Genomic DNA, 25,937 nt, shown 5'->3' with positions numbered 1-25,937 from the left:
ATGCCATTGAGATACATTTTGATGCACAGTTGCTTGATGTCATCGGAGTAAGCCCAAGGACGGTAAGACTCGAGAAATTGGCGACCACACTGCTTGCACTGATAGCACTGTCTGCCGCGACGGTGACCGTTTTTAGCCGTGTGAGTGGAGTGACATTGAGGACATTTCATACCTTCATTGTGCCAAAGCCAGCATTACTCTTTCAGCAACGCCCCCAAGTTAATTTTTCCTCACCAAAGTAACAAAAGAAGGATTAGCAGTTGACGTGTTCCTCCAGTTTTGCCCCGAATCACCGCAGGCATCGGGAAGGGAATCTGCAATGCCTTCAGCCAACGGATGACAGGTACACTATAAAACCCTCGGTACAGGTAAAGCCGGAGTGCATCCCAATTTTGTAGGACTAAGCTGAGAATTGCCCATTCAGGTAAGCACAGCGCTGCATCAGCACCTATGGCACATTGTCTTTTTGCCACTGCGCCCCCGATATCTTGATGCGCCGCCCGACTTGTTTGACAGTCGATTCAATCGCACCGGACCCAATAGAGATGCTTTCAGCTTGATAATAGCCATAGTTGACGATGCGTTGTCGATGCTTGGTGAGATAGCCAATGAACGTAATAGCTCGCTCGTATTGCCAATCATCCAACAGTGCAATCGCTCGCTCGACATCGCCTTACCACAAGCAGGCTTCCACGGCAGCTAAGCGTTGCTCAGAACCGCCCACCTTGCCCAAATTCTCGATGAGGTGATACCAATCCAAAATCTCCCATCTTTGGAGCGTGGTGCCAATCTGGGCATAAATGTTCCAGATCCCATCATGCTCATCTCCTAGGCAAGTTAACGGGGTAGGCAAAGGCTGAGCATTGACCCAATTGACTAAATGCTCGTTGTGCTGGAAGAACGCAGCAACTCCATGTTCGTGCAAATTTACCCCTTTGTAATCTCGCCATTCACTGGGTTGTCCTTGGGGGGTTCGCAACTGCACTTTGCCGCCGTCGACACTCATTTCCCAACCATGCCTTCGACTTGCGGCAACTCGAAGGTTTGACGATGCATAAGCGTTGTTGAGTGCTGTGATAAACCTTTATCCCAGTCAACACTTCGATGTCTTCTGCCGCTCGCTCATACGACTCGTTGGCACTCACCAACAAACAGCACTGCTCCAGAGTAAGGACTCCAGCGGGTGTAGGCCTTCACATCCAGAAGTTGAGCTTGTTTCTCACTCACCCGCAGTCGTCCGAGGATACTGTCGAGGCTGCGCTTTCGTCCACTCGTGGTGGCACTGCTTGTTGCAATAAAAAATTCCCGATCTCTGGGCTGACGTGTTTGAGCAGATGCCCTCGCACTGCCACCTCAATCCCTGCCAACGTCTTGTGGTCGGGGAAAGGTTTTATCCTCAAAGTTTAGCGTTGTCTTCCAAACACATTTCTAAGCACTAATACTCATCGCAAAATTGGGATGCACTCTTGAGTTGAGCTTCCAGCGCGACCATGTCGCTCAGCTTATCCAGGTGATAGCGAATGCCATTGCCGCTAGGAGCGTTTTGCAAACAACGAGCCGTGTGTTCAATGCTATCGCCGCGACTGGCAGCGCGCAGCAGTTCGAATAATTCTTGGAGGCTGTAGCCTCCCTGCATATCAAGGGCTACATGGTCGAGTAGACAATTGAGGGCGGCTTTGAGAGTAGTTTGGTCAGTGAGAGCAGGAGTTGTAGATAATGAAGATGGGGTAGGGGTCATGGCTAATTTTCAATGCTTCTAGCCTGACCTTATCCTTTTCTTGAAAGATTTTCGATCTACTGAGCCTGGAACGATCTCTGCACTAAGTTTTCCGCCCAGAAAGTCGGTTGTGTGGAATCGGGTCTGTTTCGTCCCAGCGCGCTAGCGGAAATTTTGATCAAAAATAAAGAACGGGCTGCAATCCAGCCTTAAACGTTTTAGAGCAAAGCTGAGTCATGCTGCAAATCACTAATACCGTGAGTATCCCTGAGCAAGAGATCGAGATGAGTGCTGTTCGTTCTCAGGGGGCAGGTGGGCAAAACGTCAACAAAGTGGCGACTGCGATTCACTTGCGCTTTGATATCCTGGCTTCTTCATTACCCGATCGCTACAAAGAGCGGCTATTGCAACTAAATGACCAGCGGCTCACCAAAGATGGGGTCATTGTGATCAAAGCTCAGGAGCATCGTAGCCAAGAGCAAAATCGAGAGGAAGCTCTAGAACGGCTGCAAGCCCTAATTAAAAGTGCGATCGCCCTACCCAAACCCCGAAAACCTAGCAAACCTACCCGGAGTTCTCAACGCAAACGATTGGATAGTAAAACCAAGCGATCGCAGATTAAAACCACGAGAGGAAAAATCATCAACGAGGATATGAGTTAAAGCTATCGTGACTACTCAGAATTAAGTTTTCGTGACGATTGAAGGGGCGTGAGTAAGGATAAGATAGGGTCTAAAATATTCAAGTCTAATAGAGGCAAAATCTGGTGAGCCGATCTAAGCCTAACAAGACAGTCAGCCGAGCAGAGATTCGTGCGGTTACCGACAAGGGGAAGTGCGATCATTGCCTTGGTTGAAGGGTTACTGAAGCGGATAGGACAATTGGAAGCACGGATTGAAGCCTGAAAGAATCTATGAACACCCCAGGAAACCCAGCCACACCAGCCCAACTCCATGCCGCGATCGCAGAACTGCAACAGGAAGTCCAACGTCTTCAGCAGGATCAGCAAGCTAGAGAAGCAGCGTACTCCAAGCTAAAAAGTGAGTATAAGCAGCTTGAAGCTCAATTACATCTAGCGAACCAGCAAGGCCATATTGTGGGTGAGATTGCTCTACGGATTCGGCAATCCCTCGATTTAGAGCAAATTCTCAATACGACGGTCGTAGAAGTACAGCAGTTTCTAGAAGCCGATCGCGTTTGTCTTTGCTTTATTACGGACGATTGGCAAACGAAGATAGTGGCAGAATCGGTTCTCCCTAACTGGCATTCTCTTTTAGGCACAACGATTACTGATGTCACGTTTAGCCAAGAAATGCTGGCAAGGTTTGAGTCAGGCATTCTGGCGATCAGTGATATATCTGAACTGAAACTTTCTGATAGCGCCAGTCAGCTTTTGTTAGAACGATGCCAGATCAAAGCTTCTTTAGGCGTGCCGATCAAGCTAGATCAACCGTTTCAAGCTACCCATCTACCCGCATCTAGCACCTGCTCATCGAGTACCTATGATGGCGATCGCGGCTTCTGGATCCTCATGGCTGACCAGTGTTCGGAAACTCGTGAGTGGCAACCGTTTGAGATTGAGCTGCTAGAACAACTGGGCAATCAGGTAGCGATCGCCATTCAGCAGGCGAAACTGTTTCAACAATTGGCAGCACTCAACGCGAATTTGGAGCAAGAAGTTGAGAATCGGACCGCCGAGTTACGCTGCAGTAACGCTCTATTGAAAGCCCAACAAGAAGCTGCCCTCGATGGGATTTTGGTAGTTGATGAAAACCGCTCCATCGTTTCTTACAATCAGCGGTTCTGTCAGCTATGGCGAATTCCAGAACTAGCGATGCAAAACCAGCATTCCGGTCAATTAATAGAACTCGTTATTGATAAAGTAGAACAGCCTGAGGTGTTTCGAGCACAAATTGACTACCTCTACCAACATATAGAAGAAATCACTTACGATGAGATTTCACTGAAGGATGGGCGCATTTTAGAGCGCTATTCTATTGCAGCGCGATCGCCCCAAGGCCATTACTACGGCAGAGTCTTTTATTTCCGAGACATTAGCGAAGCGAAGCGCGAAGAAGTCGTTCGCAAGCAAACTGAAGCAGCACTGCGAGAAAGTGAAGAACGGCTCCGAACTCTGATTAACGCCACACCCGATATTATCTGCTTTAAGGATGGGGAAGGACGCTGGCTAGAATCTAATCAAGCTAACCTAGACTTCTTTGAACTCAAAGAACTGGAGTATAAAGGTAAAACAGATGCTGAGTTGGCTCAATTCAGTCACTCTTATGGAGACATTCTCAGTACTTGCCACCTGACCGATCAAGAAGCTTGGCAACTCCAAGCAATTCAGCGCATCGAGGAGATCTGTCTTCGCGCTGATGGCACAGTGAAGATTCTTGACCTTATTAAGGTGCCTTTATTTGATCCAGATGGGGAGCGCAAAGGCTTAGTGGTTTTAGGGCGAGACATCAGCGAACTGAAGCGAGCCGAAGCCGCCCTCCGAGCCAGTGAACTTCAGTATCGAGATTTAGTGCAGACAGCCAACTGCATCATTCTACGCTGGGATACCAATGGTGACATCCTGTTCATGAATGATTACGGCCAGCGTTTGCTTGGCTTCGAGAGCCATGAGATCATCGGTTGCAATGTGGTTGGCACGATTGTTCCGGAGACCGAAACCTCTGGGCGCGACTTACAAGCGTTGATGGTAGATATTTGTCTGCACCCAGAAAACTATCTCCTGAATGAGAATGAAAACCTGTGCAAGAACGGCGATCGCGTCTGGATTGTTTGGGCTAATAAGCCGATTCTAGATGAGCAGGGGAATTTGGTAGAAATCCTCTCGGTTGGCACCAATGCCACTGAGCGCAAGCGAATGGAAGCTGCTTTAGAGGAGAGCGAGTTTAAGTTTCGCACCATTGTCGAGAATGCTCATGACACTCTCTATGTGCTTAATGATGAAGGTACCTTTTCTTATCTTTCGCCCAACTTGCGTAACATCATGGGTTATGAACCCATCGAGCTAGAAGGGAAGTCCTTTACGCCTTTCATTTATCCTGATGATTTAGACCGATGTGTCAGCGCAGTTGGCCATGTCGTTGCAACAGGCGAGACACTTTCAGAAATCGAATATCGAGCTAAATGCAAAGATGGCACCTATTCCTGGCTAGTTACTAATCTAGTTGCTTCAAGAGATACAAATGGTCGGTTAATCATTATTGGTGTAGCTCGTGACATTAATGAACGCAAACGGGTAGAAGAAGCACTTCAGCAGAGTGAACTAAAGTTCCGTAATATTGTGGAGAATGCCAATGACATTATCTTCTTGCATAATCTAGAGGGTGTGATTACTTATATCTCTCCTAACGTCACTGCTATTTTGGGTTATAGCGTCTCAGAGATGGAAGGCCGCTCGGTTGCTGAACTTGTCCATCTTGAAGATCTTCATGTACCTTTGGCCTCGACGCGCAGAGCTGCCGAATTTCGAGAAAAGCAGTCGGGCATAGAACTCAGAGCGCGTCATAAAGATGGCAGTTGGCATTGGTTTACCGCCAATATCTCACCTATTGAAGACTCCAACGGCCAGATCACTATTTTGGGAATTGCTCACGATGTTACTGAGCGCAAGCAAGCTGAGGAAGCACTGCGAGAAAGTGAGGTTAAATACCGCAATATTTTTGAGAACTCTCAGGTGGGGATTGGTCGCGCTCGTTTAGAAGTGGGAGGTATTTTAGAGGCCAATCAACGCTGTGCGGAAATGCTTGGATATGCTTCTGTCGCTGAGGTGATTGGTACGCCGCTCTCTCCAGAATTTGTTTACGTTAATCCGGATGATAGCCAGCGTATTGCAGACATCGTTCAGCAATATGGAGAAGTAAAAAACTTTGAACTTGAATTGCGTCAGCGTAGTGGAACCATAATCTGGGTTCTACTATCCTTCCGTCTGAACCCGGCAGAAAACTATCTCGATTTTGTCATGGAGGATATCACCGATCGCAAACAACGAGAAGAAGCGCTGCGCTTGATTGTGGAAGGAACGGCAGCCAAAACAGGAGATGAATTCTTTCAGTCTTGTGTGCGCTACCTAGCGGAGGTGCTGCAAGTCCGTTACGCCTTTGTCAGCCGCTTCATCAATGCAAACAAAACCAAAGCCTGTACTTTGGCAGTGTGGGGAGATAGCAAAATTGGCGAGAACTTCGAGTACAACACAGAGAATTTGCCCTGCGGCCAGGTGATTAAAGGCCAAGTTTGCTATTACTCGGAAGACTTGCCAACCCTTTTCCCCAGCATTTCCGACTTCACCGCGATCGCAGTTGAGAGCTACTTAGGGATTCCGTTAGTCGATGCAGCAGGAGATATCCTAGGCATTTTGGGGGTGATGGATGTGAAACCAATGTCACCCGATGCAGGACGAGAGCTGATCATGCGGATTTTTGCAGCTCGTGCAGGTGCAGAGCTAGAACGCAAGCAAGCGGATGAGGCCGTGCAGTATCGAGCCCAAGTAGAAAGCTTACTCAGCAGCATTTCTCGGCAGTTTATTGACCAAGGCTTAGAGATAGCCGTTGATTTCAGCTTGCAGGCGATCGCGCAATTTTTTGGAGCGGAGCGGAGTTGCATTTTTGAGTACTCTCCGGATCAAGCGATCGCCCAGATTGTCCATGAGTGGTGTGCGCCCGGAGTTCTGCCCTTGACGCTTGAGGTCAGAGAAAATCCAGTAGAAATGTTTCTGCGTTTCCATCGTCTGATCTTGAGCGGCAATGTAGTTCACATTCCCAATCTGGCTCAGCTCTCACCAGAAATGCCAGAGAGGCGTTTGTTTGAGCATGAGTCTGTGCAGTCGCTGGTGGCAGTTCCCATGTCTCACGCCGATAAAGTCGTAGGTTTTCTAGGGATGGATGTGGTTCATAGCCCTAAAACTTGGAGCCAAGAGGAATTGAGCCTCCTGAAATTGGTAGGCGAGCTGATTGCCATTGGGCGGGCGCGACATCAAGCCGAGGAAGCGCTACGCATTGCCAAAGAAGCTGCGGAAGCTGCCAACCGCTCCAAGAGCATCTTTTTAGCTAATATGAGCCATGAGTTGCGAACGCCCCTGAACGCCATCCTCGGCTTTACTCAATTGATGGAGCGTGACCCTGCCCTAACAGATCAGCAAGAAGAATCCCTAGAAATCATTAATCGTAGTGGAGAACATTTGCTCAACCTGATTAATGATGTACTAGAGATGTCCAAGATCGAAGCGGGACGGATGACTTTGCATCCTACAGCCTTCAACTTGCATCAGCTACTCTACACGCTTCAGGAGATGTTTCAAATCCGAGCCGAAGCGAAGCAACTGTCTCTGCAATTTGAACTTGCACCTGATTTGCCTCCCTACGTCTTGATAGATGAAGGCAAACTCCGCCAAGTTTTGATCAATCTTTTAAGTAATGCCGTGAAGTTCACAGACAGGGGTGAGGTGCGGCTACGAGCCAGCATTCAAACCGAAAACCGAGCTGCGGAAGTTAGCTATCACCTCTGTGTAGCCGTTGAAGACACCGGAAGTGGCATCGCGCCGGAAGAGATAGACAGCCTGTTTCAACCCTTTGTGCAAACCACTAGTGGAACTCAAGCCAGGGAAGGCACGGGACTGGGGTTAACAATTAGCCGCCAATTTGTGCAGTTGATGGGGGGTGAACTGACCGTCAGCAGCACCATTGCGCAGGGGTCAAACTTCCAGTTTTGGGTGCCGCTTACCCTGGCCGCTTTACCTGTAGAATCAGCTCAAGCGAGTGCTAGAGGCCGAGTCCTCCGGTTAGCTCCCAACCAACCAACTTATCGAGTTCTAGTCGTAGACGATCGCCCAGAGAACTGCAAATTCATCGAGCAACTTTTACAAATGGTGGGTTTTGAGACGGCCCTAGCAACCAATGGACAAGAAGCGATCGCCCAATGGCAAAGCTGGCAACCCCACCTAATTTGGATGGATATGCGGATGCCTGTGATGGATGGCTATGAAGCCACTCGCCAAATTCGCCGCTTAGAAGCCACCGCCCCTGCTAGAGCCCATAGAACCGTGATCATCGCCTTAACCGCCAGCGCCTTTGAAGAACAAAGAGCCACGATCTTGGCTTCAGGCTGTGATGACCTCGTCCGCAAGCCATTCCGAGAACAAGTAATTTTTGACAAAATTGCTGCTTATTTAGGAGTCGAGTATCTCTATGAACCCGCAAAAACCGATGCAGAGTTGGCAAAACGCTTTGCCGCGATCGGGGCTCGATCTACGAGCAGCCCGCTACCTCGGATTCAAAACGTCAAATGTGAGGATTTGAGGATAATGCCGCTGGCCTGGATTGTCGAATTACACGCAGCCGCAACTAGAGTCAATGCCAATTTAGTGCTACAACTGCTGGAACAGATTCCGCAAAACCATAGCCGATTGGCTAACAGCTTGAAAGATCTCGTCAAGCACTATCGCTTCGACATCTTGGTGGAGTTAACTGAATCTTTGATTAACTAGAGACTGGGTGCAATTCACTGTAAGATTTTCAGCATCTCTTACTTGATCAAGCTAAATCGCTGACTGCATGCAACCTGATGCTTCTCGAGGAAATATCCTCATCGTGGATGACACACCAGACAACCTGCGCCTTTTATCCACCATGCTAACGGGGCAGGGATATGAGGTCCGCAGTGTCATTAATGGGGCGATGGCGTTAATGGGAGTCGGCGCGGAACCACCCGATCTGATTTTGCTAGACATCAACATGCCCCAAATGAACGGCTATGAGGTCTGCCAGCAACTCAAAGCGGACGACCAAAGCCGTGACATCCCAGTGATCTTTATTAGTGCCCTAGAGGACGTTTTAGATAAAGTACAAGCCTTTGCTGTGGGTGGGGTGGACTATATTGTCAAACCGTTCCAAATTGAAGAAGTGCTAGCTCGGATTGAAACTCACCTCACCGTCCGTCGATTACAACAGCAACTCCAAACTCAGAATCTGCAATTGCAGCAAAAAATGGTGGAATTGCAAGAACTGAATCAACTCAAAGAAGAGTTTTTGCACGCCATTTCTCATGACCTCCGCACACCTATCGTGGGCACCTTGTTAGTCCTAGAAAATTTGCAGCAAAAAGCTCAGAAGCAAGCTGAAGCAACGGTTTCTATTTCTCAGTCTGTTTTGCAGCGCATGATCCAAAGTAGCGATCGCCAACTGAGCCTGCTCAACCTGCTTCTAGATGCTCATTTTAGTGCAGCGGGTAGTCTGGTGCTACAACCAGAGCCGATTAACTTGCATTCATTCGTGCAGGGGCTGACTGAAGACTTGGAGCCATTGCTAGCCAAGAATGGGGCCACCCTGACTAATCGGATTGCGCCAGAGCTACTTTCTGCCGCCGCTGATCCTTTGCAACTCAGACGGGTGTTTGAAAACCTCCTCACCAACGCCCTCAACCATAATCCTGCGGGGCTGAGTCTAACAGTTAATGCCACTCTCTCGGGTGCAACCCAGTCTGACGTCAGCAAGGACATGAGTGAGTCGAGTCTGACTTCCGACGCGGAGGCAGCCACCACTCCAGAAACTAAGTTAGATATGATTTACTGCACCGTTCAGGATAACGGCATCGGGATCAACCAAGCCCAACGCGATCGCCTGTTTGAGCGCTATGTCCGGGGCGATCGGACCCGCTCAATCGGGATTGGCTTAGGACTTTACTTATGCCGCCAAATTATCCAAGCACATGGCGGAGAAATTGGGGTTACCAGCCTTCCTGGGGCAGGAACAACCTTCTGGTTTACATTACCGCTAGCCGCTCAGTAGCAATCCACGCACTAGTTCTGTGGAGTCTCAGCTTAGTCTTTGTGGCAAATTTTAGCTCGCTTCAAATCCGCCTCAAAGTCTCTATAAATTTTTTGCCAACGCCTCTTGACTCTCCAGTGGGCTGGAGGATGCAGGATAGAGTCAGATCAACTAACGAGGATTTGACCCATGACACTGCAACTGAAAGTTCCCAATATGGCTTGCTCTGCTTGTAGCGAGGCGATCGCGAAGGCTGTAAAAGCAATTGATCCTACCGCTACGGTCCAGGCAGATCCCAAAACCAAATTTGTTGACATTGAGACTCAGGCGGCAGAAGCAGCGATCCGAGCTGCCATCACAACGGCTGGTTACACTATCTCAGATTAGGGCAGGAGGAGCCGATATGGAGAACACCACACTCAAATTGCGGGGCATGAGTTGTGCTGCTTGCGCTAACAACATTGAAGATGCCATTCGCTCTGTACCGGGAGTTGAGGCTTGCAACGTCAACTTTGGGATCGAGCAAGCCAGCGTCACCTATGACCTCAAAAAAACTGATGTGGCAGCAATTCAGGAGGCAGTCGCTGCTGCGGGCTATGCGGCGCAACCTCTGTCCGAGGATGTCTTCGAGCCAGATGATGTCGAACGCCGAGAGCGTCAGGCAGAAAACCGCAAGCTAACTCGCAAAGTCACAGTCAGCGGCATTATTAGCGCCATCTTAGTCATCGGCTCCTTGCCTGCGATGACAGGGTTACAGATTTCATTCATCCCCATGTGGCTGCACCACCCCTGGCTCCAGTTGGTGCTGACTGCTCCGGTAATGTTTTGGGCAGGCAATTCATTTTTCATCAATGCCTGGAAGGCGGTGAAGCGACACACCGCCACAATGGATACATTAGTCGCTGTGGGAACGGGGACTGCTTACCTCTACTCTCTGTTGCCTACCTTGCTGCCGCAGTGGTTCATTGCTCAAGGACTGCAACCAGATGTGTACTTTGAAGCGGCGGCTGTGATCATCGCGTTGCTTCTGTTAGGGCGCTTACTAGAAAATCGCGCTAGGGGGCAAACCTCTGAGGCAATCCGGAAGCTGATGGGCTTGCAGGCAAAAACCGCCCGGGTGAGCCGAGGCGATCGCGAAGTAGACATTCCCATTGCTGAAGTTAAAGTAAACGACATCATTCTGGTGCGTCCTGGTGAAAACATTCCGGTGGATGGAGAAATTGTGGAAGGTGCTTCCACCATCGATGAGGCAATGGTCACAGGTGAGAGCGTGGCGGTGAAGAAGCAAGCAGGAGATGAAGTCATTGGGGCGACAATCAACAAAACAGGTAGCTTTAAGTTTCGAGCCACCAGAGTCGGCAAAGATACTTTTTTAGCCCAAATCGTGAAGCTGGTGCAGCAGGCTCAGGGGTCGAAAGCCCCGATTCAGCGATTAGCCGACCAAGTGACTCGATGGTTTGTCCCAGCGGTCATTGCGATCGCCATCCTCACGTTCATTGTCTGGTTCAACATCATGGGCAACGTGACGATGGCGTTGATTACCACAGTGGGCGTGCTGATTATTGCCTGTCCTTGTGCGCTGGGTTTGGCAACTCCGACTTCAATCATGGTTGGCACAGGCAAAGGGGCGGAGAATGGCATCTTGATCAAAGGAGCAGAAAGTCTGGAACTGGCCCATAAGCTGCAAACGATTGTTCTGGATAAAACAGGCACGATTACGCAAGGCAAGCCCACTGTCACAGACTATGTGACCACAAAGGGGACAGCCAACCATAACGAGCTAAACCTGTTGTGTCTAGCCGCATCCATTGAACGCAACTCCGAACATCCTTTGGCAGAAGCTGTGGTGCAATATGCCCAGGCTCAGGGAGTTGAGTTGACACATCCGCAGGAGTTTGAGGCGATCGCTGGGAGTGGGGTGCAAGGTTATGTCTCCAGCCAATTAGTACAGATTGGTACATACCGTTGGATGCATGAGCTAGGTATTAATACCAGCGCTCTCCAACCGCATTGGGACAGACTGGAATATCTTGGCAAAACTGTAATCTGGATAGCTGTGGACGGTAAAGCTGAGGGAATTATGGGGATTGCTGATGCTGTAAAACCTTCTTCAATCAATGCCATTCAGGCTTTGCAGAAGATGGGGTTGGAAGTGGTGATGCTGACAGGTGACAACCAACGCACCGCTAATGTGATCGCTCGTGAAGTGGGGATTCAGCGGATCTTTGCCGAAGTTCGCCCTGACCAAAAAGCGGCAACCGTAGCCACAATTCAGGCAGAAGGTAAAGTGGTAGCGATGGTAGGTGATGGCATTAACGATGCGCCTGCGCTGGCTCAAGCCGATGTAGGGATCGCCATTGGCACAGGAACCGATGTGGCGATCGCGGCGAGTGATATCACACTGATCTCTGGGGACTTGCAAGGCATTGTCACTGCCATCCAACTTAGTCGAGCCACGATTCGCAACATCAAGCAAAACCTGTTCTTTGCCTTCATCTATAACGTGGCGGGGATTCCGATCGCTGCTGGCATTCTCTACCCTGTCTTCGGCTGGCTCTTAAGCCCGATCATTGCGGGTGCGGCAATGGCATTTAGCTCGGTTTCAGTCGTAACTAATGCCCTGCGGTTGCGTCATTTCAGCCCTAAACACTTGGCGGGGTAGGAGGTTCTTCCGAGATGAGCATTATCAACAAAACACCACTACTCGGTAGCATCCTAGGTTGGGGATTGTTGTTGAGCATGACCTCTGGGCCAGTAGTGGCAGAGATAGCTTCTAGGCCAGTAGTAACGCAAGTAATGCCACAAGTGACTCACGAAACGGGGCATGCAACCGAGCAAACAGGACAATTCCAACGGATTGAGCAACCCTTGTGGCTAAAAGGAGCAGTGACTGCGGGGGGGCTGGGATTAGTGGGTCTGGAGTTATGGTGGTTCCTGCTCAGTAAACCTAAATCCCGCCAAGCCACTACACAGGCGGGAGTTCAGGAAGTCACGATTACCGTAGATGGTGGTTATGAACCCAGCCAAATTGTGGTGCAAGCAGGGCAACCCGTACGCTTAAATTTCGATCGCCAAGACCCTAGCAGTTGTCTTGAAGAAGTCCGATTTCCTGACTTTCACATTGCCCAAGCTTTACTACTGCATCAAACCACCGCGATCGAGTTTACCCCAGACAAACCAGGCAGATATGAGTTCACCTGCGGCATGAATATGTTCCGAGGCGTGGTGGAAGTGCGAAAATCGAGCATCTAAGATCAAAGTAGTGGATTATAGGCAACTGGGAGATTAGACCCTGGGAGATTAGCCATGATAGCTCAAGAAGCAGGAAAACAGATTGGTTCCGTTGCCAAAGCTAGCGGTGTGCCAATTAAAACCATTCGGTATTACGAAGAGCTAGGACTGCTCAAAACTATCGGCAGAACTGAGGGAGGCTATCGCCTTTTCGATCCGGGAATCTTCACCCGCTTGAGCTTCATCAAACGGGCGCAGAAGCTGGGATTGAGTTTGGCAGAGATTAAAGAGTTTCTAGATGTGCATGATCAAGGAGAATTACCTTGCGATCACGTCAAAGTCAAACTAAAAGACAAAGTGGCCGAAATTGACCAGCAAATCCAGCAATTGCAAGTTCTCAAGCTGGAGTTAGAAGGTTTACTCTCTGGCTGGGAAACCAGACCCGCCAACCCCGAAACCACGATTTGTCCAATCATCCAGGGTTATTAATCCGAGAAGGACAGAGGCTGCTGCTGTAACCAATGCAACCACGCAGCCAGTTCTGCATCTGTTAGCAGAGCTTGGCTGGCTTTGCCAAACAGTTGTTGCAGTGCAGTTTGGACTTGTGCCGCAGCCCAACCTAAACGCCGTCGGTGAATGCTAATTTGCGCTAGCACCTCAGACCAGTCTGTGAAATCATCTACAGAATTATCTACGGAATTATTTGTGAAATCATCTGCGATCGCCTGTTGCTCCGGTTGCCTAGAAGGTGACAGTTGCCTAGGTAGCCCTTCCTGAGTCGCTAGCAGCGATCGCCGAGCCTCAGCCATCAAGATTGGATCGCCAGAGGCTAAATACTGCTCCATTTTGCGCCTGTGAGCGGTCTGATCAGCTTTTGGGTAAGGAAGAGATCCAGACATAGATTGAGACCCAGATTGAGGCTTCTGCTGACTTCTCAGCCGCTCTTTAACCTCCAATAAAACTTTCTGGATGTAGCGGACTCCCTGCAGGCTGGGTTGCTCCAGTGAAGCATCAAGTAGAACAGCCTCAGGCATTGACTGGCTAAGACTAGAATTACGACCCGTAGCAGAACTTTCTGAAGGCTGAAAATTGCTGGAGGGCTTGCCAGGAAAGGGATTACGGTCATTGCTAGCTAATAAGCTTGTAGAGCTATTGAGTGAGGATGCTGTTCCAGAGCAATCCTCACTCGATATATCTAATGAAGTCGGGGGGTACGGGGGGTTTTCCCCCAGGTGATCTGGATGCCAAAGGTCACGATGGCGGTAGAGAGTGCTGCCACCGATGCCGTATTCTGTGAGTGCCTTAAAGCGGGCGGTAGTGTTGCTTGGCAGTTGACTTTGGTTCAGTAGGTCAGCGATCGCGCTTCTAATGCGTTCTCTCGCCCCCTCTCGTTGCTGCTGATTCCAAGGCACAACTTCTGTAGTAGCTAGTTGCTCAGTAATAAGGTGATCAGCAGAACCAACTAAAGACTGCTTGCCTTGACCAAAGTGAAAGTAGCGGCTGTTCTCTACACAAAGCGCCCATTCCTCAGCTCGTCTGGCAATTTCATGCTGATGTTGACACCAATCGTGATAGCCCGGAAGCGATTTAGCAATTTGAACAATGTCATCTACTAAAGCCTTACCTTCTAAAGGCTGGGAAGCATAGAAAAGATGACCAAAGATATAGCTACGTAGAGCAATACGGCCTAAAAGGTAGTTAGTTTGTCCTCGGCCTGTCCAGCCAGGTTCGATCTCTGCGTTCAGGTCATTGAGGAATTTATCAGCTTTTCCAGAGAGGTGATAGCGCTGACGATGAGCGATTTTAAGCGTCTGTTGCAGACTGTGGGCATCAATATCGTTATGATGTTGTGCCGATCGCCATTGCTGCACAAAAGTAGCTTGGCAAGTGTAAACAGGTTCCCAGCTACGGTTTAGTAGATAGGAACCTGTTTGCAGCGGCAACCGATGAGCAGCATAGAGACTAGGCGTGCCATCACTGCTGTAAAGCTTAGGATTAGGGAAAAGCTCTAGTTGACCTAAAGTTGGCTTAAAACCTGCGTTCTCCAGGAGCGTTTGGAGGGCGATCGCAAGCTGCCAAGTCTTCTGGGGGTGCTTAAAGGGGAAGTAGAGATGCAGCCCCCCACTATAACTAGAAGTACAAGCAAGATAGCTAACTAGTCCTAGAGGTTCCAGAGCGGCCAACAAGCGAGCAATAGCCAAGGGATCTTGGTTAGGGTGGTAGCGACTGGCAATATCAATATCGAGTAAGCAGTACTGAGTCTCTGCACCAAACCGTACGCCATAGAGACAAGCAGCCTGCTGAATCAGCCGATCCGATAGGGGGTGGCGGCTCTCAGTTTGCCAAACCGGAGAAACTTGAAACTCTGGGTGATGGGCATAAATGTAATCGAAGCGGTGGGGGAAAAGTGCCAGAAATTCACTGTCCCATTCACGTACCCCCTGAAAGCATAAAGAGTCTTGTACCTGCATATCAAAACTGCTCTGTTCCTAACAAGAACTGGAATAGAGCACATATAACATGTGTTTTTTGGCGATCTGGGGTTTGTCAACACATTTCCCTTAAGGGTGTCAACAAGGCCTAAGACCAATGCTGGAAAGAGTTTGCAAAAAAGATAAATCGGGAAATTCTAGAGTTAAAAAAATTTCTTGGTCAGGGGATTCTAGAGCTGAAGTCGCGCCATTCTAGAGAGATTGTCAACACTGTCAACAAGAAAAACGATCGCCCTCGCTCCGAAAACAGAAAGAAGTAGAAAGACCAAGTCGGGGGATTCTAGAGCAGCTGTCAACATTGTCAACAACTCCTGAGAAAGCGAAGTCGGGGGATTCTAGAGCACTTGTCAACATTGTCAACAACTTTTTGAGCCTTAGAGTTGCTTCAGTAAACCTCTAACAGCCTTCAAGAGAGAAATCCAAGTAGGGCGCGATCGCGTAAACGATCCAAACTTAAGACAATGGTCGGGGGATTCTAGAGGTTTTGGCAACACTGTCAACAACAAGGGAACGTAAACTTTTATCAAAAGAAATTTTTGTTTTTAGTCCAAATCAACCTAAAGCAAAAAGGCCAAGGGAAAAGCTCTCCAGCAAATTCATGCTGCTACTGTCACACAGAAGTAAGACGATCTAAGCAAAGTTAGTAGAGTTGGTCAGGGGATTCTAGAGATTTTGGTCAAGGGATTCTAGAGGTTTTGGCAACAATCAGTCATGAGTTCTAAAAGCCAGATTACTCAACGCACAAGGGTTTTGGGATTTCAAACTAGCAAAACACTAAGTTGATCCAATGCGATCGTGTTGACAACTTTACTGGTTGATTAAGGCAAGACCATTGGCAACAAGCTCACCAGCTATACTGATGAGGTTTTACAAGGATGTTGACCAGCCTCCGTGAAGCCATGCCCATGAGTGCAGCAAATCGCGAAGAAGATAAGCATTCTTACAGCGCAACGGTCATCCTAGAGGAGAGCAGCGCTGCACTTAGTCCCCATGCCATTGTGGAGATTAGCACCGCACCAGAGTACGCCGAGAAACTACGTCAGGGCAAATCATTCCTCAACCTGGTATTAGTCAACGTGGCGACTGGCATCAACCAGCATCGATTACGCCAAACCCGTTCTAAGAGTAAAGGCACCAGTGACTTAATCAACCTCTACAACGAAACTGAAAAAATCGGCGCATTACAAAAGCCAGCGATCGCTCGTTTAGAAAAACTATTCAGAGCTATTTTGAAACAAGAAGAGTTCTGGAGCCAAAGAGCCAATTGGATTCTAACTCGGCTAGAGCAATGGAAAGTAGACAGACGCATGCCAGTAGATTGCTCAATCCCAGGCATGTTATCTGTAGAAGCAGACCCCACTTTACCTGAAGAAGAAGCTTGGCAAGAATCAATCGTTATCAGTGCCTGTGCTTTCTATACGGCGAGTGAGTGGCTAGGCAACCTTGACCTATCTGGATTCTCAGTTGATGAGGTTGAAAAACTACTAGGAATTCGCTCAACCGATGAGTTTGTGGCTGACCCAGCTCTATTTCAAGGGCGAGAGATCGAACAAGTAGCCACTGGTTATCCAATTCTGACAGGAGCACAAGCACTAATCAACAATCAGTGGGAGGATGGAGAATATCCCTACTGGAAAAAGCTGGTTGGAGAAGGGTTTATTCAGCACAACATTGTTCGTCAGAGTCCATCAAGTCGCCAGATCGAGCTAGTTCCGGGCAAAGCTGCATGGGAGATCATTCAGCAGTTTGGTCCAGAGGCGGCTTATGTGCTGCTGATTTTCTCATCCTACGCCACGGATTCAGAGCAACCTTGGGAACAGCAAATTCGGCTGAGAGGAACCGACTTAATCAAGCTATTCGGTTGGGATAAACGCACAGATATCACCTTGGGACAGAAGCTCAAGAAGATCAGCCACTTAGTCGAACTAGTTTGTAGCCTATCGGTGCTAATTAGCAACATCAATGTGGGCGCAAATCGCTATAACGTGGCGCGCGGACCGATGTGGATGTTGGAAGAACTAGAATGTGTCGGACAGTTGGCACTCACAGTCGATACCGAACAGCCTGGCCCTCTCCAATACGAAGCAGGAGAGCCTGACGAGCTATACATTAAAGTCCGCCCTGGTAGCTGGACGGAGAAATTTCTCAATGCCAAGGATTTCAGTGGTGGCAAGCAAGCGCTTTGTCAGTACGGATATTTAGCCAAAAGCACGTTGCAGATCAATCCTTATCGTCAACGCTTAGCTTCTAAACTAGCTATCTTTCTAACCATCATGAGTCGGATTCGTTGTGATGGTCGTTACGAAGTTGGAACACTGCTAGAACGATTGGAACCCAAAGAGCTGATGATGGCGCTCCAAACCAATAAGCAGCGGCGCAATGCATTGATTAGCCAGTGGAATCATGCGTTGCTGACGCTTCATGAGTTAGGCTGGCAAATTGAGTTTGATCCAGAAACATATCCAGACTGTATCAGACCAGAATGGGGTATCGATAAAAATTCTAAGCAGGCTAAAGTACGTCCCCGCAACTGGTTAACGATTTGGCTCAAGGCGATCGTCATCATTCAGCCAACAATTCTGATTCAGGAAAAATTAGGGGCAGTCCTAGGCTCAGATGCAACTTCAGAATCTGAACCATTTACGCCAATTCAGCGCGCCTTAGAACGCTCAAAAGCACTAACAAGCGCAGATTTATCGATCGCCTTAGATAATCTAGGCTGGTCTAAAGCCCAACTAGCCAAGAAACTGGGGGTCGATCGCTCCCTAATTACGCGGTGGATTAAGGGAGAGCGATCCATTCAACCCAAACACCAAAACCAAATTCGTACACTTCTGAAACTTTAGTAGGTACGCAAGAACGAACTGAAGGCTGATCTATAAATGTCCCTGCCACTGTTCTAGCTTGCGTTGCTTGTTGAGCAGTTGCATCGTTTCCCAATACGGGCGTTTGTTGGCAATTTGACGGTTCAATAGCTCAATCTTGCGGGCAGCACCGGAGCTAGGCGATCGCCCTTCGGGATGTTGGCAGATATAGCAGGATTTATGTTTCCATGCTTCTTCTTTACTGCTCCACACCTCACAATTGAACCAATATTCAATGTAAGTGTCGATCGCACCGCTGTCTCGTTCCTTCACCACCCGCTTCTCTTGCTTCCACCCTACCGCTACCGCAGAAGTTGGTCCTAGCGGATCAGGTGACTTCTTATCCACTAGGACTAGAGCATCAATTTCTGCTCTTGATACAACGGAACTTTGGTATAAGTACAGAAGCAGGTAAAGCGCCAGTTTTTTTTGATCGTCACTAGAAAGTTGATCGACCAAGGCGATCGCTTCTGATAAAGTAGGCGAGAAGTTTGGGGAAGTATCCACTAGGACAAACTCACTTGTTATAACCAATCCATCGGAAATTGCTGTACTTCCAAAAATGGATATGTGCTTATCCTAGCGGATAGACCTGTAATTCTTTCTAAACTTTAAAAAGAGAGCGATCGCTACTCCTCCACATAAAGCAAATCTTTTGGGTCCAAATCCATCCGCTCACCTCTGGGGTTTTTGCCACTGACCCACAGGCGACCAGCATTTGTGAACACTCGCTCAATAGCCATTTCTTCACCCTGTAAGAGCCATCCCCGCCTATTTTCCGCTGACCCGTTTGCAGATTGAGTGTTGACAAAAGCTTTAACTCTAAAACCAATGTTGTATAAGTCTACGAACACTACCCCATTGGCAAACGCAATTTCCTTTAGTTTTATCCGCATAGCGATCGCCTCCTATCAGTTTTCAATGGAGCCTTTTATCTAAGAGCTTTGCAACCATTTCTGCGCGAGAAGAAACCTCAAGCTTACGGAACATGCGCTTTAGAGCTTGCTTTACAGAGTTTTCCGTAATCCAAAGTTGATGACCAATTTCTGCATTGGTTTGTCCCAACGCTACCAGTTCTGCAATCTGCAACTCACGGGGTGTTAAATGTTGGCGTAGCTTTCCTGGAGAAGGGGTTTTGAGCGATTGGTGCTGCAATATAATGCCGGGTGCCTCCACGGTTGCCACCCAAGTTGATAAGTGTAAGCAAATGGCACTCAAATCAACTAAATTTTCGCTATTAAACGCAGACATCGTTTGTTCACGAGTACAACCAACTGTACCTACAATTTGACCTTGATTAATAATTGGTCCTGCCATTACATGCCAGTGATCAGGGCGAGGACAGATTAATTTCCAAGTCTTGGGCGTTGTGACTAAGCCTTCATGAACGGGAGCATGCCGCTCTGCTAGATAACGGGCTACAGGATTCAGCTCGGTGGAGAGGGCAACTTTCAAGATTTTCTGAAGATTGCGATCGCTGAAGCGTTTTTGATCGAAGAAAAAGATGGCAGATCGCTTCGCGGCAAAATATTCACCGATCTTAGGGGCAATGTGCAAGCGAAGAGCAGATTTGCTAGGGATTTGGCGGATTGTTTCAAATAGAAGCCCTAAGGAACTTGCCATAAGTGAAGGGGACTAAATGTACCCGATCGAGGTCTAGAAACGCTAAAGCACTCAGCCTATGTTAGCCATAATCTCAACAGCAATTCAGCATTGCTTGATGATCAGCAGAACGAGCGAGTTTAAGAAGTAAAAATGACCCAAACTGCCATCTTCAATCCATTCTTTGCAACCATGTTTTTAACCCTCCTAGTTTGGGTGTATATGTACGTTCGTCGGATCAGCTTCATCAATAGTCAGAAACTCCGCCCGAAGGAACTCGCTGCACCTGGTGTACTGGCGCAGATTTCACCACCCAGCGTCTCCAGTCCATCAGATAACCTAAAAAATCTATTTGAGATTCCGGTACTTTTCTATGCGCTCGTTCTATATCTTTTCGTCACACAACAAGTTGATGCAGTGTACTTAAACGCTGCATGGATTTTTGTTGGATTCCGCGTATTACATAGCATTGTCCACTGTACATTCAATCTTATTATGCTTCGGTTCTATCTCTACCTATTTTCAACGCTTGCAGTGTGGTTTATTGCTTTCCGTGCAGCCTTTATCCACTTTGGTACGTAGAGTTTCTTGGTCGTTGCAACCCTCATCACCATGACATAAACCTGTCGGTCATCGACGAGTGTTAGTCACCCGCAGTTGAAAGCGGTCAGAAGGAGCAACCGTCAATCCCCGCCGCATCGGTCGAATCGGTTTAGGGTTGACGATCGCCATCTCTAGATGCGATACCAACTCAAACAACACCAACTTCATCTCAAACAAGGCAAAGGCTGCTCCAATACAGCGGCGATCGCCTCCGCCAAAGGGAAAGTACTCGTAAGGAGAAAACTGCCGCTCCAAAAACCGCTCTGGTCTAAACTGCTTCGGTTCTGGGTATACCTCTGCTCGGTGATGCGCCAGATAAATCGAGGGCATGACCAGGGTACCAGGTTCGAGGGCGTAGCCTGCAATCTCCAGTGGTTGCTTCACCACCCGAGGAAACGCACTGAGAGCGATTGGGTAGAGCCGCAAGGTTTCTTGACAAACGGCACTGAGGTAGGGCAACCGCGCGATCGCCATTGGGTCAGGCGGGAGCTGCTGCAATCCCTCTATTTCTGTAAGCAGCTTGTTACGCACTTCTGGCAAGGAGGCAATCCAGTACAAAGCCCAAGCAAGGGCTGAGGCTGTGGTTTCGTGCCCTGCAAACAAGAGCGTGATCAGTTCATCTCGCAGTTCGATCTCGCTCAGCGGTTGCCCTTCCGAGTCACGGGCTGCCATGAGTAAGGCCAAGATATCCGTTCGCCCCACCTCCGTCTGACTCCGGCGATCGGCAATCTCAGCATAAAGCAGATCATCCACTTGTTGACGGAGCCGTAAAAACCGCCCCCAAGGACTCCATCTTCCCCAGTCCTGCTGCAAGAAAGGATAGAATAGGAACATCGCCCCGAAGGGAGAACCGAAACCATCGAGCATCTGAGTCAGCGCCTGCCGCAACTCCTCATAACGCGGCCCACCATCGAGACCAAAGACAGCTTTGAGAATCACCTGCAAAGAAATTGACTGCATTGCAGGCCGCACGGCAAATGTGGTGCCCACTCTCCACGGGCTCCTCACTTGAGTAGTAATATCCTGAATGATTTGAGCATAGGAGCGCATGCGATCGCCATGAAAGGGAGGCATCAAGAGCTGGCGCTGGCGTTGGTGAGCTTGGCCTTCCAACAAGACAATGCCATGCTTACCGAGGAGGACTCTAAGAATCTGATTGCCTCCTCCAGCACTCAGTTGCTCTGGTTTGGCGGTGAAAATAGCTTCCAGCGCTTCGGGGGTGCTGAAATAGACCAAGGCGGGTTTGGTGTCTGGAGGAGAGACGCGATAGTCATCGCCATACGCTTGAGTGCGAGCTTCTAAGGTTTCTAGCGGGCGAAACAGAAAGCGCAGACCCCAGAGGCGACGTTGCCAAAGGGAAGGGTTAGTAGGACCATTCAGGAGCCGTGGAGAGGTGTCAGCCATGATGAAGAGAGTAAGTACAGACTGAGATTGCAGTTAAAAGGTGCCACTTCATGTTAACTGGCAATCTGTGAGCAAGTCTGTGGCAATTGGGCTCCCAGGCGATCGCTCTAGGAGTTCTCACTGTAGATTCTCAGTAAGCACAAAAAAAGTAGTCCGGATTAAGACTACTTGTGTGTTGTTCAATCAGAGTTCTGACGACTTACATTAAAACCCTGGGCTTAATTAGGAAAAGTTGGGCTGTTTATACGCTAGGTTGAGTTCTAGAAACACTCGGCCCCTCAACTTCAGCGGACTTCACAAAGCCGAAGTAGAAAGCGATCGCAGCAGTAATGGCATCGAGCCAGACGTTATTGCCAAAAAGTGGAGCGAGTCCGAATAGAGTATTGGTAGAAGGAAACAGTCCTAAAACAACACTTGCTGCATAAAGGAGGGCAAAGATGCGATTAAACACAATCGCTCCAGTTAAACTTGTAGATGCAGCAATTCCCCAAATACCCACTAAAAGGCCGATGGCATTATGGAAATAGTTGGTCGGGAATACCCCAAATATATAGCCGAAGCCTGGTTCGGAGGTAAAGTTTGCAGAGGGAGAGACAAAAGCAGGCAAAAATCCAGCTAGGCCCAGTAATAAGAAGAGTAGACCCAGACTAAGGGCCGCATAACGAATTCCTGAAGCTGAAGTAGTTGATGTTTGCATGACAGTATTTTGGTTCTTAAAGGTTTTTGACGTGGAATCGAAACGTTAGACCTGGTTCGAGAGCAACCCAGACCGCTTATCACTAGCCCTTTGGGTTCTTAGTGAAGGACTACCGAACTAGGTGAAGTACATCCCGAAGTACACTGTACCCGCCTAGATCCCAAAGCAAATAAGCAACGAAACCAATCATGGCTAAACGCCCGTTCCATAACTCCTGCTGTGGGTTCCAGCCAAAGATCCAAGCATTACGATCGGCACCGTTGTAAGCGGGAGCTACTGCAGGGACTTGGGCTGTATTGATGGTTGAAGTTTTCATAGTGAATCGCTCTCAATGAGACTATTTCGCTTCCATGTTATTGAGTTGATCTCTTGAAAGAGTCTGCCGTTGGGATTGGCTTCTGTCTATGTCTCAGGATTGGCTAAGGATTCGGAGCACCAACGTAGGAGGGGCGCGATCGCGAGTTTGGCGGCAAATTTTAGCGGATGTCTTAATCCAGAACTTATTGCACTTCAGGAGGAGGAAGGAGCCGCTTATGGAGCTGCAATATTAGCGATGGTTGAGGTGGGTGCCTATCCTAACTTGACGACTGCACTTAAAATTGTGCTGCAAGAACAAAGTGTCGTCCAGCCACAAGCTAATGTTGTCTACAAAGAAGCGTTCCAGCGATATCCATTACTCTATGAAGCTCTCAAAGCCATCTGGTGATCAGCAACCTACTCACAGAATTGTCATTGTTGGGGGTGGCTTTGGTGGTTTATATGCCGCTAAAGAACTAGGACGCTCTCAGCAATTCGATGTCACCCTAATTGACAAACGTAACTTCCATTTATTTCAACCGTTGCTTTACCAAGTCGCCACCGGAAAACTTTCTCCTGGCGACATTTCATCCCCCCTACGAGCTATCCTCAGCCGTCATCGTCAAGTTAAGGTTTTGATGGATGAAGTGCTAGACATTGATCCTCAACAGCACCAGGTGACTTTATCGAGTGGAACTTTACCCTATGACACTCTAATTGTCGCGACGGGTGTTAGCCACCATTACTTTGGGAACGAACAATGGGCAGACGTGGCACCAGGCCTTAAAACCATTGAGGACGCCCTGGAAATGCGGCGACGGATTTTTCTCGCCTTTGAAGCTGCTGAAAAAGAAACAGATCCCGAGAAACGGCGAGCTTGGTTGACGTTTGTGGTGGTCGGTGGCGGGCCAACGGGAGTAGAGTTGGCAGGAGCCCTGGCAGATTTGGCTTATACGGCACTGAAGGATGATTTTCGCAGCATTGATACGAAGGAGACTCGGATCTTATTGCTCGAAGGTGTCGATCGCGTGCTCCCACCTTATCCACCCGACCTTTCAGCTAAGGCTGCGCGATCGCTCGAAGATTTAGGCGTTGTCGTTGAAACTCAAACATTGGTGACAAATATTACCACAGATGCCGTAACAGTTCGCCAAGGTGAGCAAACTCAGCAGATCCCAACCAAAACGGTGCTTTGGGCAGCAGGCGTTCGTGCTTCTAAGATGGGCACCGTGCTAGCAGAGCGGGCAGGTGCAGAACTCGATCGCGTGGGCCGAGTCATCGTCAATCCTGACTTAAGTTTGCCGGGAGAACCTGACATTTTTGTCGTGGGGGATCTGGCACATTACGCCCATCAAGATGATAAGCCGCTACCAGGCGTTGCCCCAGTGGCGATGCACGAAGGGGCATATGTTGCTAAGTTGATTCAACGCCGCTTGCAAGGAGAAGATTTGCCTCCCTTCCGCTATTCAGACGCGGGTAGCTTGGCGGTGATTGGTCATAATGCCGCTGTGGCCAACTTCGGTTGGTTGAAAATCTCAGGATTCCCAGCTTGGCTGATTTGGGTCTTTGTTCATATCTACTATTTGATCGAGTTTGATAACAAGATGATCGTGATGATCCAATGGTTTTGGCACTACTTTACTCGCAAAGGTGGGGCTCGCCTCATTACAGGTGAGGAGGGCAAATTGAATGAGAGCGAGTTTACCGCAGAAGTAGAGCGCGATCGCACTTTAATCCGCTAAATTTTGGCAAGAATGGTCTGAGTCGCTGCTGCATTAGTAATCATGCTGCATCAGTAATCAGACCGTTCATCAACTTGCCCCACAAGCGCTTATGCTGATGGAGTTTAGCAGGGATAGTGCTATGCCCTACTACAGCCAGCCTGAGAAAATTCCCACGCTGCTCGAAGCGATCACGTTAGCGACCTATCAAATCCTGAGTTATCGCGCCAGCAAAGACGGCGAGTTTCCGCACTTTCAACTGTTTAATGCGCGATCGTGGGGTTTGATTATCTATGACGAAGTGCATCTACTGCCTGCCCCCATCTTCCGCATTACAGCTGAACTGCAAGCCCGCCGCCGTCTGGGATTGACCGCCACCCTGATTCGTGAAGATGGCAAAGAAGGAGATGTTTTCGCTCTGATTGGCCCCAAGCGCTACGATGTGCCCTAGTGTGAACTTGAAGGTCAAGGCTGCATTGCGGCAGCGGAATGCACCGAGATTCGCATTTCCCAAACCACAGCTAGGCAGATGGAGTATGCAGTTGCTGACAAGCGCCACCAGTTTCGGATTGCCGCAGAAAATCCGCGTAAGCATGAAGTAGTGCGATCGCTGTTACAGAAAGAGCAGGGTCATCACATCTTAATCATTGGAGAATTTTTGGATCAACTGAAGCAGATCGCCACTTTGACTGAGTTACCGCTCGTGACAGGCAAAACACCCAAGCAGAACGCGATCGGTGCTACGAGCAGTTCCGCTCCGGTGAAATCTCTGGGCTCATTCTGTCTCGTGTCGGCAACTTTGCCCTCGATTTGCCTGACGCCGATGTACTGATTCAGGTGTCTGGCAAGTACGGCTCCCGGCAGGAAGAAGCCCAGCGGCTCGGTCGAGTCTTGCGCCCCAAGTTGGATGGTCGCAGCGCCCAATTTTACACGTTGGTTTCCTTGCGTACCTGGGAAGAAGAGTTTGCTCGTCATCGCCAGTTGTTTCTGGCTGAGCAGGGATACAGCTATCACATCGAAATTCTTGCCGAGTGAGGATATTCCTGCTTGGCCATACTTCAGTCCAATGCCCTACGCCCAATCCTAGCCTTTAGAATCACGGGCTTATGGCTAGGGTCATCCCAGTTCGGCGTAAGCGTTCTATCAGCACCTCGCCTAACCCAGTTGCGGGTGTTAGAATTCCGCCTCGCGTTGGACCACCCGGTAGTTCATTGCTTTGCAGAGCCAAACTCAGAGCTGATTCACAGATAAATTTGACTGTGGCTCGATTGCCTGGGTCTCCTTGGTCTCGGATCAGCCCCCGCACTTTACGGCCATCTGTCGCAGTGCCCACCAGTTCACAGGAGAACCACCCCTCATTCATCGTTTGCTCAGACGGTCCATCACCTGGTTGCGGTAAGAGCGGTTGCAGCAGCGATCTGAGTGGAGGTTGTTGCGTAATGCCTGTAAACAGAGCCAAGCCAGCAGTGACACTCGTTGCCTTCAGCCACGACAGCGGTTCATCGAACTTGAGGTACTCCTGATAGGTGAAGTC

The 25,937-nt window shown here is 49.0% G+C and carries 21 protein-coding genes and 3 pseudogenes; 13 read left to right on the top strand and 11 right to left on the bottom strand.

Going from position 1 to position 25,937, the window contains the following annotated elements:
- Positions 1-230 precede the first annotated feature (230 nt).
- From H6F68_RS28870 to H6F68_RS04990, 3 genes and pseudogenes are all read right to left on the bottom strand, one after another.
- A complete protein-coding gene (locus H6F68_RS28870) occupies positions 231-473 on the bottom strand; it encodes a hypothetical protein (RefSeq protein WP_242065355.1) in 243 nt (80 codons plus the stop codon).
- Positions 449-1,370: pseudogene (locus tag H6F68_RS28865) on the bottom strand (ISKra4 family transposase); the annotation flags it as partial. The gene H6F68_RS28870 and the pseudogene H6F68_RS28865, both read right to left, overlap by 25 nt.
- 65 nt (positions 1,371-1,435) lie before the next feature.
- Positions 1,436-1,738, bottom strand: a complete 303-nt coding sequence (locus H6F68_RS04990; protein ID WP_190556968.1) for a hypothetical protein — start codon at positions 1,736-1,738, stop codon at positions 1,436-1,438.
- Between the two features lie 215 nt (positions 1,739-1,953).
- On the opposite strand from H6F68_RS04990, the gene arfB reads away from it, so the two are divergent.
- The 7 genes from arfB (at position 1,954) to H6F68_RS04955 (ending at position 13,212) form a co-directional block, all read left to right on the top strand.
- Positions 1,954-2,379, top strand: a complete 426-nt coding sequence (gene arfB, locus H6F68_RS04985) for an alternative ribosome rescue aminoacyl-tRNA hydrolase ArfB (protein WP_190553332.1) — start codon at positions 1,954-1,956, stop codon at positions 2,377-2,379.
- Positions 2,380-2,630: 251 nt separating this feature from the next.
- Positions 2,631-8,213: a PAS domain S-box protein gene (locus H6F68_RS04980; protein ID WP_190556967.1), complete on the top strand. Its 5,583-nt coding sequence runs from the start codon at positions 2,631-2,633 to the stop codon at positions 8,211-8,213.
- A 67-nt stretch (positions 8,214-8,280) separates the two neighbouring features.
- Positions 8,281-9,513 carry a hybrid sensor histidine kinase/response regulator gene (locus H6F68_RS04975; RefSeq protein WP_190556966.1) on the top strand — a complete coding sequence of 411 codons (1,233 nt, stop codon included), beginning with the start codon at positions 8,281-8,283 and terminating at the stop codon, positions 9,511-9,513.
- A 168-nt stretch (positions 9,514-9,681) separates the two neighbouring features.
- Positions 9,682-9,879: a heavy-metal-associated domain-containing protein gene (locus H6F68_RS04970; RefSeq protein ID WP_190556965.1), complete on the top strand. Its 198-nt coding sequence runs from the start codon at positions 9,682-9,684 to the stop codon at positions 9,877-9,879.
- A gap of 16 nt (positions 9,880-9,895) precedes the next feature.
- Complete coding sequence (locus tag H6F68_RS04965) at positions 9,896-12,154, top strand: heavy metal translocating P-type ATPase (RefSeq protein WP_190556963.1); 2,259 nt, start codon at positions 9,896-9,898, stop codon at positions 12,152-12,154.
- A gap of 14 nt (positions 12,155-12,168) precedes the next feature.
- Complete coding sequence (locus tag H6F68_RS04960) at positions 12,169-12,744, top strand: cupredoxin domain-containing protein (RefSeq protein ID WP_242065354.1); 576 nt, start codon at positions 12,169-12,171, stop codon at positions 12,742-12,744.
- A gap of 54 nt (positions 12,745-12,798) precedes the next feature.
- Complete coding sequence (locus tag H6F68_RS04955; RefSeq protein ID WP_190556961.1) at positions 12,799-13,212, top strand: heavy metal-responsive transcriptional regulator; 414 nt, start codon at positions 12,799-12,801, stop codon at positions 13,210-13,212.
- On the opposite strand, the gene H6F68_RS04950 is transcribed toward H6F68_RS04955, so the two are convergent.
- Entirely contained in the window at positions 13,209-15,194 is a 1,986-nt protein-coding gene (locus H6F68_RS04950; RefSeq protein WP_190556959.1) for a hypothetical protein, read from the bottom strand. The genes H6F68_RS04955 and H6F68_RS04950 overlap by 4 nt on opposite strands.
- Before the next feature lie 896 nt (positions 15,195-16,090).
- Between H6F68_RS04950 and H6F68_RS04945 the strand changes: the two genes are divergently transcribed.
- Complete coding sequence (locus H6F68_RS04945; protein WP_190556957.1) at positions 16,091-18,061, top strand: helix-turn-helix transcriptional regulator; 1,971 nt, start codon at positions 16,091-16,093, stop codon at positions 18,059-18,061.
- Positions 18,062-18,091: 30 nt separating this feature from the next.
- Here H6F68_RS04945 and H6F68_RS04940 read toward each other — a convergent pair whose 3' ends face one another.
- The 3 genes from H6F68_RS04940 to H6F68_RS04930 all read right to left on the bottom strand — a co-directional run bounded on the left by H6F68_RS04940 (position 18,092) and on the right by H6F68_RS04930 (position 19,702).
- The gene (locus H6F68_RS04940) at positions 18,092-18,586 is read right to left on the bottom strand and encodes a hypothetical protein (protein WP_190556955.1); all 495 of its coding nucleotides are present in this window, start codon (positions 18,584-18,586) and stop codon (positions 18,092-18,094) included.
- A 122-nt stretch (positions 18,587-18,708) separates the two neighbouring features.
- Positions 18,709-18,975 (bottom strand): hypothetical protein, encoded by a 267-nt coding sequence (locus tag H6F68_RS04935; protein WP_190553323.1) that lies wholly within the window; start codon positions 18,973-18,975, stop codon positions 18,709-18,711.
- Between the two features lie 22 nt (positions 18,976-18,997).
- Positions 18,998-19,702, bottom strand: coding sequence for a LuxR C-terminal-related transcriptional regulator (locus H6F68_RS04930; RefSeq protein WP_190556953.1), 705 nt, complete (start codon positions 19,700-19,702; stop codon positions 18,998-19,000).
- 132 nt (positions 19,703-19,834) lie between these two features.
- Between H6F68_RS04930 and H6F68_RS04925 the strand changes: the two genes are divergently transcribed.
- Entirely contained in the window at positions 19,835-20,263 is a 429-nt protein-coding gene (locus H6F68_RS04925; RefSeq protein WP_190553321.1) for an MAPEG family protein, read from the top strand.
- A 48-nt stretch (positions 20,264-20,311) separates the two neighbouring features.
- Here H6F68_RS04925 and H6F68_RS04920 read toward each other — a convergent pair whose 3' ends face one another.
- The 3 genes from H6F68_RS04920 to H6F68_RS04910 form a co-directional block, all read right to left on the bottom strand.
- Complete coding sequence (locus H6F68_RS04920; RefSeq protein WP_190556950.1) at positions 20,312-21,688, bottom strand: cytochrome P450; 1,377 nt, start codon at positions 21,686-21,688, stop codon at positions 20,312-20,314.
- 241 nt (positions 21,689-21,929) lie between these two features.
- Positions 21,930-22,385 carry a DUF4383 domain-containing protein gene (locus H6F68_RS04915; RefSeq protein WP_190556948.1) on the bottom strand — a complete coding sequence of 152 codons (456 nt, stop codon included), beginning with the start codon at positions 22,383-22,385 and terminating at the stop codon, positions 21,930-21,932.
- A 109-nt stretch (positions 22,386-22,494) separates the two neighbouring features.
- On the bottom strand, positions 22,495-22,701 hold the full coding sequence (locus H6F68_RS04910; protein WP_190442941.1) for a chlorophyll a/b-binding protein: 207 nt from the start codon (positions 22,699-22,701) through the stop codon (positions 22,495-22,497).
- Between the two features lie 69 nt (positions 22,702-22,770).
- Between H6F68_RS04910 and H6F68_RS04905 the strand changes: the two genes are divergently transcribed.
- The 4 genes and pseudogenes from H6F68_RS04905 to H6F68_RS29745 all read left to right on the top strand — a co-directional run bounded on the left by H6F68_RS04905 (position 22,771) and on the right by H6F68_RS29745 (position 25,438).
- Positions 22,771-23,091, top strand: coding sequence for a hypothetical protein (locus H6F68_RS04905; protein WP_190556946.1), 321 nt, complete (start codon positions 22,771-22,773; stop codon positions 23,089-23,091).
- Positions 23,066-24,424 carry an NAD(P)/FAD-dependent oxidoreductase gene (locus H6F68_RS04900; RefSeq protein WP_190556944.1) on the top strand — a complete coding sequence of 453 codons (1,359 nt, stop codon included), beginning with the start codon at positions 23,066-23,068 and terminating at the stop codon, positions 24,422-24,424. The genes H6F68_RS04905 and H6F68_RS04900 overlap by 26 nt, the downstream gene beginning before the upstream one ends.
- Positions 24,425-24,545: 121 nt before the next feature.
- Positions 24,546-24,854, top strand: a complete 309-nt coding sequence (locus H6F68_RS28860; protein WP_242065353.1) for a DEAD/DEAH box helicase family protein — start codon at positions 24,546-24,548, stop codon at positions 24,852-24,854.
- A 24-nt stretch (positions 24,855-24,878) separates the two neighbouring features.
- Positions 24,879-25,438, top strand: a pseudogene (locus H6F68_RS29745) (helicase-related protein).
- A gap of 61 nt (positions 25,439-25,499) precedes the next feature.
- On the opposite strand, the pseudogene H6F68_RS04890 reads toward H6F68_RS29745, so the two are convergent.
- Positions 25,500-25,937: pseudogene (locus H6F68_RS04890) on the bottom strand (saccharopine dehydrogenase); the annotation flags it as partial.

This window comes from Trichocoleus sp. FACHB-262 (assembly GCF_014696035.1).
Taxonomy (GTDB): domain Bacteria; phylum Cyanobacteriota; class Cyanobacteriia; order FACHB-46; family FACHB-46; genus Trichocoleus.
The sequence above is the reverse complement of the archived record's forward strand: the minus strand, read 5'-3'. Positions and strand labels throughout refer to the sequence as shown.

Bases quoted from the DNA above. Each gene is read 5' to 3' on its own strand.
- H6F68_RS04960 (WP_242065354.1), top strand. From the start codon at position 12,169: ATGAGCATTATCAACAAAACACCACTACTCGGTAGCATCCTAGGTTGG.
- H6F68_RS28860 (WP_242065353.1), top strand. From the start codon at position 24,546: ATGCCCTACTACAGCCAGCCTGAGAAAATTCCCACGCTGCTCGAAGCG.
- H6F68_RS04990 (WP_190556968.1), bottom strand. From the start codon at position 1,738: ATGACCCCTACCCCATCTTCATTATCTACAACTCCTGCTCTCACTGAC.
- H6F68_RS04980 (WP_190556967.1), top strand. From the start codon at position 2,631: ATGAACACCCCAGGAAACCCAGCCACACCAGCCCAACTCCATGCCGCG.
- H6F68_RS04945 (WP_190556957.1), top strand. From the start codon at position 16,091: ATGTTGACCAGCCTCCGTGAAGCCATGCCCATGAGTGCAGCAAATCGC.
- H6F68_RS04935 (WP_190553323.1), bottom strand. From the start codon at position 18,975: ATGCGGATAAAACTAAAGGAAATTGCGTTTGCCAATGGGGTAGTGTTC.
- H6F68_RS04955 (WP_190556961.1), top strand. From the start codon at position 12,799: ATGATAGCTCAAGAAGCAGGAAAACAGATTGGTTCCGTTGCCAAAGCT.
- arfB (WP_190553332.1), top strand. From the start codon at position 1,954: ATGCTGCAAATCACTAATACCGTGAGTATCCCTGAGCAAGAGATCGAG.
- H6F68_RS04920 (WP_190556950.1), bottom strand. From the start codon at position 21,688: ATGGCTGACACCTCTCCACGGCTCCTGAATGGTCCTACTAACCCTTCC.
- H6F68_RS04950 (WP_190556959.1), bottom strand. From the start codon at position 15,194: ATGCAGGTACAAGACTCTTTATGCTTTCAGGGGGTACGTGAATGGGAC.
- H6F68_RS04930 (WP_190556953.1), bottom strand. From the start codon at position 19,702: ATGGCAAGTTCCTTAGGGCTTCTATTTGAAACAATCCGCCAAATCCCT.
- H6F68_RS04910 (WP_190442941.1), bottom strand. From the start codon at position 22,701: ATGAAAACTTCAACCATCAATACAGCCCAAGTCCCTGCAGTAGCTCCC.
- H6F68_RS04925 (WP_190553321.1), top strand. From the start codon at position 19,835: ATGACCCAAACTGCCATCTTCAATCCATTCTTTGCAACCATGTTTTTA.
- H6F68_RS04970 (WP_190556965.1), top strand. From the start codon at position 9,682: ATGACACTGCAACTGAAAGTTCCCAATATGGCTTGCTCTGCTTGTAGC.
- H6F68_RS04900 (WP_190556944.1), top strand. From the start codon at position 23,066: ATGAAGCTCTCAAAGCCATCTGGTGATCAGCAACCTACTCACAGAATT.
- H6F68_RS04915 (WP_190556948.1), bottom strand. From the start codon at position 22,385: ATGCAAACATCAACTACTTCAGCTTCAGGAATTCGTTATGCGGCCCTT.
- H6F68_RS04975 (WP_190556966.1), top strand. From the start codon at position 8,281: ATGCAACCTGATGCTTCTCGAGGAAATATCCTCATCGTGGATGACACA.
- H6F68_RS04965 (WP_190556963.1), top strand. From the start codon at position 9,896: ATGGAGAACACCACACTCAAATTGCGGGGCATGAGTTGTGCTGCTTGC.